12 protein-coding genes are annotated in these 11,202 nt (G+C 58.4%); 5 read left to right on the forward strand and 7 right to left on the reverse strand.

The annotated features are described in order from the left end of the window. Nucleotides 1–166: 166 nt before the first annotated feature. The 7 genes from ligD (RIN56_20240) to RIN56_20270 all read right to left on the reverse strand — a co-directional run bounded on the left by ligD (RIN56_20240) (nucleotide 167) and on the right by RIN56_20270 (nucleotide 7,089). Nucleotides 167–1,075 carry a non-homologous end-joining DNA ligase gene (gene ligD, locus RIN56_20240; protein MDR7869124.1) on the reverse strand — a complete coding sequence of 303 codons (909 nt, stop codon included), beginning with the start codon at nucleotides 1,073–1,075 and terminating at the stop codon, nucleotides 167–169. Beyond that, complete coding sequence (locus RIN56_20245; GenBank protein ID MDR7869125.1) at nucleotides 1,065–1,886, reverse strand: Ku protein; 822 nt, start codon at nucleotides 1,884–1,886, stop codon at nucleotides 1,065–1,067. The genes ligD (RIN56_20240) and RIN56_20245 overlap by 11 nt, the downstream gene beginning before the upstream one ends. A 13-nt stretch (nucleotides 1,887–1,899) precedes the next feature. Further along, a complete protein-coding gene (gene ligD / locus RIN56_20250) occupies nucleotides 1,900–2,874 on the reverse strand; it encodes a non-homologous end-joining DNA ligase (protein MDR7869126.1) in 975 nt (324 codons plus the stop codon). Between the two features lie 127 nt (nucleotides 2,875–3,001). Continuing rightward, nucleotides 3,002–3,730, reverse strand: a complete 729-nt coding sequence (locus tag RIN56_20255) for a glycerophosphodiester phosphodiesterase family protein (GenBank protein ID MDR7869127.1) — start codon at nucleotides 3,728–3,730, stop codon at nucleotides 3,002–3,004. 76 nt (nucleotides 3,731–3,806) lie between these two features. Further along, the gene (locus RIN56_20260) at nucleotides 3,807–4,091 is read right to left on the reverse strand and encodes a zinc-ribbon domain containing protein (GenBank protein MDR7869128.1); all 285 of its coding nucleotides are present in this window, start codon (nucleotides 4,089–4,091) and stop codon (nucleotides 3,807–3,809) included. Nucleotides 4,092–4,220: 129 nt separating this feature from the next. Further along, the gene (gene pepF / locus RIN56_20265; protein MDR7869129.1) at nucleotides 4,221–6,065 is read right to left on the reverse strand and encodes an oligoendopeptidase F; all 1,845 of its coding nucleotides are present in this window, start codon (nucleotides 6,063–6,065) and stop codon (nucleotides 4,221–4,223) included. Nucleotides 6,066–6,309: 244 nt separating this feature from the next. After that, a complete protein-coding gene (locus tag RIN56_20270) occupies nucleotides 6,310–7,089 on the reverse strand; it encodes an N-acetylmuramoyl-L-alanine amidase (protein ID MDR7869130.1) in 780 nt (259 codons plus the stop codon). A gap of 133 nt (nucleotides 7,090–7,222) precedes the next feature. Between RIN56_20270 and RIN56_20275 the strand changes: the two genes are divergently transcribed. From RIN56_20275 to RIN56_20295, 5 genes are all read left to right on the forward strand, one after another. Beyond that, the gene (locus RIN56_20275; GenBank protein ID MDR7869131.1) at nucleotides 7,223–8,977 is read left to right on the forward strand and encodes a B12-binding domain-containing radical SAM protein; all 1,755 of its coding nucleotides are present in this window, start codon (nucleotides 7,223–7,225) and stop codon (nucleotides 8,975–8,977) included. Next, entirely contained in the window at nucleotides 8,977–9,918 is a 942-nt protein-coding gene (locus tag RIN56_20280) for a TIGR01212 family radical SAM protein (protein MDR7869132.1), read from the forward strand. Before RIN56_20275 ends, RIN56_20280 begins: the two co-directional genes overlap by 1 nt. Nucleotides 9,919–9,982: 64 nt before the next feature. Next, nucleotides 9,983–10,225, forward strand: coding sequence for an AbrB/MazE/SpoVT family DNA-binding domain-containing protein (locus RIN56_20285; protein ID MDR7869133.1), 243 nt, complete (start codon nucleotides 9,983–9,985; stop codon nucleotides 10,223–10,225). Beyond that, complete coding sequence (locus RIN56_20290; protein MDR7869134.1) at nucleotides 10,225–10,608, forward strand: type II toxin-antitoxin system death-on-curing family toxin; 384 nt, start codon at nucleotides 10,225–10,227, stop codon at nucleotides 10,606–10,608. The genes RIN56_20285 and RIN56_20290 overlap by 1 nt, the downstream gene beginning before the upstream one ends. A 102-nt stretch (nucleotides 10,609–10,710) precedes the next feature. Then, entirely contained in the window at nucleotides 10,711–10,875 is a 165-nt protein-coding gene (locus RIN56_20295) for a hypothetical protein (protein ID MDR7869135.1), read from the forward strand. The last annotated feature ends 327 nt before the right edge of the window (nucleotides 10,876–11,202 follow it).

Raw genomic sequence — 11,202 nt, forward strand, 5'->3', positions numbered from 1 at the left:
AAGGCGGCGTACGACAAAGCGGCCGCCGACCTGGCGGCGCGGTTCGCGCGGAATTTCGTGAAGTTTGGCAAGGATGTGCCTGCGGAGATTACGGCCGCCGGGCCGAGAGGTTAAGATAATGCAAGACCCCGCCTGTGAGGCGGGGTCTTCTTTTGTGCGTTGAGGATTACAAAGTAGGGATCTGCTGTTTCAGAGTCAATGCGGGCGCAAACAGGTCACCAAACCTCGCTACCCGGTTCAGAACGTCGCCGGCCTCGAAGGTCAGCAACGCGGCGTCGCGTTTTTCCCAGGCCGCCGCTACCTCGTCCCAGGTCACCGGCGCGGAAACTGTCGGCTTCGGCCGGGCTCGCAGCGAGTATACGCAGACCGTCGTCTTGTGTTCGTCGTTCTGGCTCCAGTCCACCAGCACTTTGCCGGTGCGCAGCGCTTTGGTCATCCGCGACACGACCTTGTCAGGGTGCTGCTTTTCGAGCAACTGGGCCAGAGCGTGGGCGAACGCCTTGGTATGGTCGTAGTCGGTCGGGGTGTTGAGGGGGATGTAAATCTGCAGGCCCTTTGACCCAGAGGTTTTCGGCAGGGAAACAAGTCCGTAGTGGTCAAAGACGTCTTTCAGCCACAGCGCCACACGGGTGCAGTCGACGATGGTCGCCGGCGGTCCCGGATCGAGGTCGAAAACCATCATTGTCGGCGTGGCTGCCGCGACGGCGAGCGATAGGGAGGTGTGCAGCTCAAGCGCCGCCAGGTTGGCCGCCCACACCAGGGCGGGGGTGTCGGCCAGCAGGCAGTAGTTGATGTTACGGTTATTGCCCTCGCTCCATACGGGCGCGGTCGGCACCCAGTCGGGCCGGTGGGAGGGACACTCCTTCTGGTAGAAAAAGTCGTCGGAAGCTCCGTCGGGATAGCGCTTTAGTGTCACCGGACGTCCAGCCAGATGGGGCAGAAGGACAGGCGCGACGCGGATATAATAATCGATCATCTGTCCTTTGGTGAACCCAGTATCGGGGTAGAAGACTTTGTCCAGGTTAGACAGCGACAGTTCCTGGTCGGCGATCTTTACAAGCGTCTTAGCGGGCACTTGCCCTCTTCCTCCTCTCCTTCACCGGTGGTTTCTTCTTTACGGCCGCCAGGCTTGCCTCCAAGGCCGCCATCAGGTCGATGACCTTCGCCCCTTCCTCGGCAGCCGGCCGGGCGACGATTTTTTGGCCCTCGGCCTTGCGTTCTACAAGATCCATAACCCGCCTGTAATATTCGTTACGGTATTTTTTCGGGTCGAATGCGGCGGTCAGCGATTCGATGAGCTGGCCGGCCATCGCCAGCTCCCGTTCGGTGGGAGCCGTTTCTTCTCCCGGCAGACCTTCGAGTTCCTCCTGGGGAATGACCTCGTCGGCGAAATGCATCGTCGCCAGGCTCAAGGCCAAACCGGCCGGCCTGAGAGCGGCGAGGTATTCCTTGTTGCGGAGCACGAAGCGGGCCACGGCCACCCGGCCGGTGTCGCGCATCGCCGTCATCAGCAGTTTGTAGGACTTGGCCGCTCCTTTGTCGGGGAGCAGGTAGTATGACTGTTCGAAATACAGCGGGTCGATTTCCTCCAGCCGCACAAAATCCTCGATTTCGATGCTGCGGTTGGCCTGCGGATAGAGTGTCTGCAGTTCCTCAGCCGACACGGTCACGTAGCGGTCGGGGGATATTTCGTAGCCTTTGACGATGCTTTCGGCAGGCACTTCGGCCCCGTCCGCGGAGCATACTTTCTTCAGGCGGATGCGGCAGCCGTCCTTAGCGCGCAGTTGATGGAAGCTGACCGTTTTCTTCCTGACAGCATTATACAATTTTACCGGCACATTGACCAGTCCGAAGCTTATCGCTCCACTCCAGATCGGTCGCTGCATACTATCCCTCCTGTCATGGCGTCGTTTCCCGGACGACCGCGGCGGCGTTCTTGTCGTGGCGCAAACCCTTGAAGGATGGATGGCGCAGGGTGTTGTGCGGAGTCCATTCGGTGAACTCGAATTCGCCGACCAGCAGCGGGGCTACGAAGACGGCGTCGGCGACCGGCGGGTTGACGGCGAAGGAGCTGATATCGCTACGAAGAGGAGCGAGTTTGGCGGCGAGGTCGGCCAGCGTGCGGGCGGAGAATCCGGTGCCCACTTTGCCGGCGTACACGAGGTGGGGGCCGGATTTGCCCGGCGGCCGGTCCCAGTAGCCTACGAGCAGAGCGCCGATGGCGCCCTGACGCTTCCCCCGGCCCGGCACCCAGCCGGCGATGACGAGCTCCTGGCGGCGCTGATTCTTGATTTTCAGCCAGGCGCCGCTGCGTTTGCCGGCCTCGTACTTGCTGTCGAGCCGCTTGGCCATTATCCCTTCGAGGCCCACTTCCCGGCTGGCGTTCAGCATCGCGGGACCCTCTCCGGTCTTATGGACAGGAGTCTGCCAGGCGGGTCCGGACACGGCAAGAGCCTCCAGGATGCGGCGGCGCTCGCTATAGGGAAGGTCGACGCATAGCCGGCCGTCGGTGTAGAGGACGTCAAAAATGATATATGTGGCGGGTATTTCACTGCCCACCTTGGCGATCGTTCGCGGAGAACTAAGCCCCATTCGATGCTGGAGGCGGGAGAAGGAGGGGCGTCCGTCCGCTCCGAGGGCGACGATTTCGCCGTCGAGGACGAGTCGGCTGTCGGGCAGTGAGGAAGCCAGGGCGGCAAATTCGGGATACTGGGCGGTGATGTCTTTGTGATTGCGGCTCAGGAGGCGTAAATTGCCTTTGCTGAGATAAGCGACGGCGCGGATGCCGTCCCACTTGATCTCGTATGCATACAGGTCGGGGGCGGTCGGCATCGTTCCCGTTTTGGCGAGCATCGGCGGGATAAGATCGGGCATCGGCTGTGTAGGCATCATACCACCCGTTCAAGAGAAAAATCGGATAGTTTAGTGTTACACGACCGAGCCGTCGCCATCCGGGCGGCAAATAAAAATAGCCGGGCTGGCCGGCTAAAACTGGCGAGAATCAGAAGCGGTTTTTATACAAGGCAACGGCGGCCGCCGGCCGGTTGGTGATGACCGCCTGAACCCCGGTTGCCGCGAAATAGCGCAGATACAGCGGACGGTCGACCGTCCAGGGGACAACGATCATTCCGGTGTCGCGGGCGGTGTTGCAGAGGCGCGCACCGGCGAGGCGGTAGTAAGGATGGACCGCGTCGGCGCCGCGCTCTCGCGCGTAGCCGGCCGGGTCGGACAAAGGTTCTTCATAAAGGACGCCGGTGAGGACGGCGGGGGTGGCGGTTTTGATAAGCGGCAAGGCGTCATGGTCGAAGGAGGAAACGAGGATATGCCGTTCGAGCCGCAGGGCTCCGACAACGTTAATCACCGCTGCTGCCAGTGCGGAGGCGTCGCCATCGGTTTTAAGCTCAATGTTGAAATAAGTCCGTCCCGCCCCCAGCGCCAGGACGGTGGCCAAAGCCGGGATGCCGTATCCTTCGAGCATCGTCGCCGTCTGCTTCCGGACCAGACCGTGGCCGCGAGTGGTGCGGTCGATGGTGGCGTCGTGGACGACCACCGGCACACCGTCGGCAGACAGGCGCACGTCAAGTTCCCAGAAATCGGCGCCCTGAGCAGCGGCGGCGGAGAAGGCGGCCATAGTATTCTCGGGATATTCCGCGCTTGCCCCGCGGTGGGCGCCCACCAGAGGGCTGGCCGCGTCCGACAGGGCGTCGCGAAATGAAACAGATTTAAGCATCGGTTTTCCTCATATTCTCCGCGTTTGCGGTGCGCGGGCAAAAAAAGACCCTAGCCTGGGCTAGGGTCTTAGCGTTTTAGTACGAGCGTTTGCTGGCTTGGAAACAGTCGCGGCAGTATACCGGACGGCCGGCGGTGGGGTTGAAGGGAACCTGGGTCTCGATGCCGCAACCGCTGCAGGTTACGGTGAACATTTCCCGGTCCGGGCGGTCGTTGCGGCTTTGTTTACGGGCAGCGCGGCAGGTCGGGCAGCGGGACGGGTCGTTCTGGAATCCTTTTTCAGCATAGAAGGCTTGCTCGGCGGCGGTGAAGGCAAATTCTACGCCACAATCCTTGCAAGTGAGAGTCCTGTCTTCGTACATTACTCTTAACCAACCTCCTTAATGAAATCACTAAAACAAATGCCAGTCGGTTGGTAAGACTAACCTGCGAATACGGACCGGGACAATTTGTCTAGCTTACTATATAATAACCATTAGTTAACAGATATGTCAAGATTCGCTGAGTATTTTCTCAAGTTCATCCAGCAACGAAGAGAATTTTTGCAGCGTTACCTCGATGGGTTTGGGGGTGGACATGTCGACCCCGGCCCGTTTGAGGATATCGATGGAGTAGTCGCTGCCGCCGCTCTTGAGGAAATTGATATAACGCTCCTGGGCGGGCTGACCTTCCTTCTGGATCTGGTCGGCGAGGGCGGTGGCGGCGGCGTAACCGGTCACATACTGGTACACGTAGAAGTGCCAGTAGAAGTGCGGGATGCGCGCCCACTCGACGTTGAGCTCCTTGTCGACCACAATGCCGGGGCCGTAGTATTTTTCATTAAGTTCCTGCCACATTTCGTCCAGGAGGTCGGCGGTCAGCGTTTCGCCTTCTTCGGCTTTCGCATAGATTAGCTTTTCGAATTCGGCGAACATCGTCTGGCGGTAGACCGTCGCCCTGACCGCCTCAAGGTACTGGTTGATGAGGTAGAGGCGCACGCGCTTGTCGGTGGTGGTTTTCAGCATATGGTCGATGAGGAGGATCTCGTTGGTCGTCGAGGCCACTTCGGCGGTGAAAGTGGTATAGTGGGAAGTGGCGTAAGGCTGGCTCTTGTGGCTGTAGTAACTGTGGATGGCATGGCCGAGTTCGTGGGCGATGGTGGAAACGTCGTCATAGCGGTTGTGGTAGTTAAGGAGCACGAACGGATGGGCGCCGTACACGCCCCACGAATATGCCCCCGTTTGTTTGCCCTTGTTTTCGTACACATCCATCCAGCCCGAAGTGAAGCTCTTGTCGAGAATGCCAGCGTATTCCGGGCCGAGCGGAGCAAGAGAATCCTTGATGACTTTCAGGGCGTCGTCGTATTCGTAGGTCAGCTTCACGTCGCGCACCAGCGGTGTATAGAGATCGTACATATGCATCTCGTCGACGCCCAGCGCTTTTTGCTTCAGGGCCACATAGCGGTGGAGGGGTCCCAGGTTGGCGTGCACGGTGGCGATGAGGTTGTCGTAGACCGCCTGCGGCACATTGTCGCCTTCCAGTGACGACTCGAGGGTGGTCTTGTACTTCCTGGTTTTTGTGTAGAAAACATTCTTCTTCACGTTGCCGCCGAGGGTGGCGGCGAAGGTGTTGCGGTACTGGTTATATGTACCGAATAGCCCCTTGAAGGCTTCCTCCCTTACCTTGCGGTCGGGTGACATAATGAAGGAGCGGTAACGGCCTTCGCTTAGCTGCACTTTTTTGCCGTCTTCGCCGGTGACTTCCGGGAAGCGCATATCGGCATGGGCGAGCATGTTGAAGGCGTTTTCCGCCGCCGACGTGGCTTCGGCGGAGCGCGAAAGGATTTCCTCTTCGGCGGGCGACAGGACGTGCTTCTTCTGGCGCAGCAAGTTGTCAAAATAGAAGGAGTAGTCTTTGAGACCGGACTCTTGTTTGCGGAAATCGGCCAGTTTGGCCTCGGGGATGGCCAGAATCTCGGGTTCGATATAGGCAGTTGCCGCCCCGGCCTCTGCCAGCAAAGTTTCGACCTTGCCCGTCAGCCCCTGGTATTTGGCGTCGGCGGTGTTTTCGTCCCGGTGCATGCGGGCATAGGCGTACAGCTTGCCGCCTATGATGCCGATTTCATCCCGCAGCTTCAGGCAGGCAGCAAGGTCTATGCCGCCGTTGCCAAGCTTGCCGCGGAGTTGGCCGATTTTCGGCAGCTGCGTTTTCAGTTTCTCGAAGTCTGCCTGCCAGGCGGCCTCGTCGGCGTAAATGTCTGTGAGCCGCCACTTGAATTCGGCGGGGATTTCGCTGCGGTCGGGAACATTGCCGCTAGCCGGCGGGCCGGCTTCGGCGGCAGCGCCGCTCAGCAGCATCGTGCCGAGAAAAAAAGGAACAATCGTCGCCATTGCTATTATTCTCACTCCTAAACCCCTTCTGCTGTTATTCTTATCTTTATATATTAGCAGAAGTGGGGCAAACTTCCTGTTTATCTTTCCCGGAAATTTGTGCCTTTTATACCGCGAAGGGCCCAAAAAGTTCATCTGCGGCGCGCTCGCGGGCGGAGCGGGCCGCAGACCACGGGAACATTCGTTTTCAACAAATTATCGCCTGCCGTAGCTATACCTTGAAAAATTTGACGATTCCCTGGAAGATGCTCTCGGCCGCTTTGTACCGGCCGTCAACGCTGGCCAGCAATACCTCCTCCTCCGGGTTGGAGATGAAGGCTACCTCCACCAGGATGGCCGGCATATCGGTGTAGCGGATGACGTAGAAACTGGCGAAGCGGCTGCCGCGGTCGCGTGTGCCCAACTCGTCGACCAGGCACTTCTGCACATGGCCAGCGAGCCGGACCGAATCCGCGTCGCCGTAATGGAAGGTGGTCGTACCGGCCGCGGAGGGACTTGTGAACGCATCGTTATGGATGCTGACGAAAATATCGGCGGCCGCTTCGTTGGCGATATCGACCCGCGCTCCCAGTTCTTCGTCGGCCGACGAATCCGGGTAAGACACATCCTTGTCGTTTTCCCTGGTTATTACCACCGTCGCTCCGTTCTTTTCCAGCCGGTCGCGGAGCAGGAGACTAATCGCCAGAGTATTATCTTTTTCCATGGTGCCGGTAGGACCAACGGCGCCAGAGTCGCTGCCCCCATGGCCGGGATCGATGCAGATGGTTTTGCCAAGCAGCCGGGTGCTTTCGATGGGCTCTGCCGCCGTCTGCCGGTCGGGGACGGGCGCCGGCGGACTGGAGCTTTTCGAATTGATGTACACGACTTCTTTGGCGGCGTCATAGAAAATGCCCCAACCGAGCATCTTGGACATGCTCTTGAGCATCGAAAGGATATCTTTGGAAGCGCGGGCCTGGACCGGCATCCGTTGTCCGTCTATGATGATGCGCATAAATCCACTCTCCTTCCCCATATGCCTCTCTTATAGTATGCTGAACGGGGCTGAGCGGTGAATTACCGGTCGATGCGGCGCGGAGCAGGGATAGGGACGACCGGGGGGGAATAATACTTTCGGGTGATGCTGTGTGCAAGTTATCCTGGCGACACTGAACGCCAAATACGTCCACTCTGCGCTGGCTCTTTATAGCCTCCGGCGCTACTGCCGGCAGGTATGCCCCGAAATTGCCGTCCGTGAGTATACGATCAACAACGAAATGCTCGCCATCCTCGGCGACATTTACCGTTTACACCCCGACGTGCTCGGTTTGGCCTGTTATATTTGGAATATAGATGCCTGTCTGACACTTGCCGCCTTGGTCAGGAAAGTGCTGCCCGGCACTGTCATCATTCTCGGCGGACCGGAGGTTTCCTACGACCCGGCCAGGGTGATGGCGGACAATCCTGCCGTTGATTACATCGTTCAGGGCGAAGGCGAAGAAACGCTGGCCTCGCTGCTTGCTGAAATTGGTGCAGGCAGGCTGCCCGAGGGTATTGCCGGGCTGGCATACCGACGCGGCGGGGAAATTATCGCCGGGAGCCCTCAAGTAGTCGGCGACCTGGCATCAGTCCCCTTTCCCTATGAGGAAGCCGATATGGCCGGTCTGCAGGGCAGGATCATTTACTACGAATCCTCCCGCGGCTGTCCTTATTCCTGTCAGTACTGCCTTTCCAGCGCCACCGCCGGCGTCCGTTTTCTGCCTGTCGATAGAGCGCTGGACGAATTAGCCTTCTTTATCGCTCGCGGTGTGAAACAGGTGAAATTCGTCGACCGCACCTTCAACGCCCGCCGGGATCATTACCTGCCGATAATTGAGTTCCTCGCAGCCCAGGACACGGACACCAACTTCCACCTGGAAATCGCCGCCGACCTGCTCGACGATGATGTGCTGTCTGTGCTCAAGAATGCGCCGCTTGGCCGTTTCCAGCTTGAGATCGGCGTCCAGTCAACTAATGAAACCACACTGACGGAAATCAGGCGCAACAACAACTGGCCACGGATCGTGGCCAACGTCGGCGCGTTGCACGCCGCCGGCAACATCCATCTTCACCTCGATCTCATCGCCGGCCTGCCGCACGAAGATTACCGGCGGTTCGGCCAGTCGTTCAACGACGTTTACACCCTCAAGCCCCACATGCTGCAGCTCGGCTTCCTCAAGCTCCTCAAGGGCTCGGGCATACGGCGGACGGCCGGCGAACACGGCTATATCTTCATGGACGACGCCCCTTACGAGGTACTGGCCAACAACTATATCTCCTACGGCGAAATCCGCAAACTGAAGATATTTGAAGAGATGTTCAATCAACTGTACAACAGCGGCCGCTTTCCCACAACTCTCGATTGGCTGATAGCCTCCAGCGGAGGCGACGCCTTCGCCCTCTACGAAGCGATTGCCGACTACTGGGAAAAGCACGATTTACATATGATAGCCCCCGGAAGCAAGAGCCTGGCCCGCCACCTTGACGTCTTCTGCATGGATGCCCTCCCGGCCCAGGCCTCTATCTGCCGCCAGTTCCTTAAATTCGACACCCTCGGCAGTGACCGCGATGCTGGGCGGCCGGAGTTCCTGCCGTGGGACGGCGCGGAATGGGACGAGGCCAAGTCCGCGTTCTGGAGGGACGAGCCGACAGTACGCCGCTATCTGCCGGACTACGCCTTCACGAGTTGGCGGGAGGTAAGAAAACAACACCACATCGAGGTCTTCGAACTTGACATCCCCGCCTGGGTCACCGACGGACGGCTCATCCACCGTCCGACAGCCGTGCTTTTCTCGCGTGCCGGGGGCACACCTCCCTGGCAGACTGTTGAGCCGGGCGACTTCCCGAAGGGACGTGCGTTCTGATGCGCTACCGCGTTTATTCCGAGTACCTGCGGCAACGGTACGGGGAAAAAGTTTACAAGCTGCCGGTCAGTCTGCCGGTAACCTGCCCGAACAGAGACGGCACCTGCGGCGTTTCCGGGTGCGTTTTCTGCGGCGAGATCGGCGCCGGCTACGAAAACCTGCCGGCCGAAATGACCGTCGCCGAACAGCTTACCGCCAACATCGCCCATATTGCCCCCAAATACAAAGCGCAAAAATTCATCGCCTATTTTCAAAACTTCAGCAACACCTACATGCCACCCGATAAACTCGCCGACTATCTCGCCCAGGCGTGCCGGCCCGGCGTGGTCGGCGTGGCGGTGGCCACGCGGCCCGACTGCCTCGCCGATAGACACCTGGAGGTGATGGCCGACGTGCGCGCCGTCCATAACGTGGATGTTTTCCTCGAGCTCGGCCTCCAGACGGTTAACTTCCACTCACTGCTCAAGGTCAACCGCGGGCACACCCTGGCCGAATTTATCGACGCTGTGCTAAGGGCCAAAAAATTCGGGGCCGAAATCTGCGCCCACATAATCCTTAACCTGCCGTGGGACGACATGACCGACGTGATCGAAAACGCCAAGGTGCTGTCCGCCCTGGGCGTCGAGCAGGTTAAACTTCACGCCCTCTATATAGTGAAGGGAACGGTTATGGCCGACTGGTACGCCAGAGGCGAAGTAAGCCTTATCAGCAAAGAAGAGTATGTCGAACGCGTCGTGACTTTCCTCGAATATCTTCACCCCGATATCGTTGTTCAGCGACTGATCGGGCGGGCGCCCGCCAGCCATACCCTTTTCGCCAATTGGCAGTCGGGCTGGTGGACCATCCGCGACGACATCGAGCGACTGATGGGGGAGCGCGATACCAGGCAGGGCAGGCAGTGCCGCTACCTCGGCGGTGCGGCGGCCGGCAAATTTCTGTAGCCCGCGCATGGCCCATCAGTTATAATGTAGGTATATACAGTAATTACAGGCGCGGGAGGTCAACGTGGAAGTACGCAAAGTATTCAGGGCAGGCAACAGCTCAGTAGTTTCGTTGCCGTTCGAAATGCTCAAGGCGCTGGGGATCAAGGACGGCTCCCACGTGTCCGTGGAACTCAACCGCGAAAAACGCGAACTTATCCTCAAACCGGTTGTCGTGAAAAGCGGCAGCGTTTCGATCGACTTTGTCAGACTGGTGGACAAGCTCCTGATCGACTACGACTTTGCGCTGAGGAGGCTGAATAAATAATGCGCTACCTCAGCCTGGAAGAAGTTATCTATATCTATTCCGAGATCGTCCAGCGGACCGGCGCCCAGCCGGGCATTAACGACGACAGCCTCTTGGACAGCATCCTGGCCAAACCGCTGGTCGCCTTCGAGGGGGAAGAACTTTACCCCGACATCTTCACCAAAGTGGCTGTCCTCATGTACGCCATGGTCAACTCCAAGCCATTCGCCTCGGCCAACAAACCGACCGCAATGATGTGCTCCCTCTTTCTCCTGCGCGCCAACGGCTACAATATAATAGCCACCCAGGACAGCATCGTGGAGCTGGCCGAAGGTACCGAGACAGGCAAGTACAAGGTCGATCACCTCGTCAACTGGTTCAGGAAAAATGCCGTTCCTGCTTAATAATCAGAAAAAACTTGCTCTTCTGCGTTTTTTACAATCTATTTACATTTTGCCCGGCCATTGTTAATATCGTACTCAGACTGTTGCAAGGAGGTATTACCGATGGCCAAACTGGAACTCTTCAAACGCATCCAAAAACTCGCTACCATCGTTCACGGTGGTGTTGAATCTTATGACCTGTCCGACGAATGCATCATGGAACTGCGTCGCTCGCTGGATGCCCTGACCGAAGAATACATTGCCCGCTACTGCGAGACATCGTATTAATATACGGTGTCTCCCTTGACATCACCAGGCCGGTGTGCTATCATAATCTTTGTCACGGCTAAAGGCGACTAAGCTCGCTCGTGAGGAAACTCAGAGCGTTTTTTAATGCCCCGCCGAGGCGGACGGAACCCCGCAAAGCCTATTGACATGACTCGTGAGTTATGTTAATATAACAAAGTCGCCGCAAGCGGAGCTGGTGTAAAAGACCAGGCAAGGCAAGCAGCGACAAGGCTTCCAAAAACTGAATGTTGACAGCGCCGTCAAGGTTATGTTAACATAGAGTTCCGGTCAAGCGCCGGAACGAGGTCGCTCTCAGCAGCGACCGGA

Source organism: Sporomusaceae bacterium (genome assembly GCA_031460455.1).
GTDB lineage: Bacteria > Bacillota > Negativicutes > Sporomusales > UBA7701 > Anaeroselena.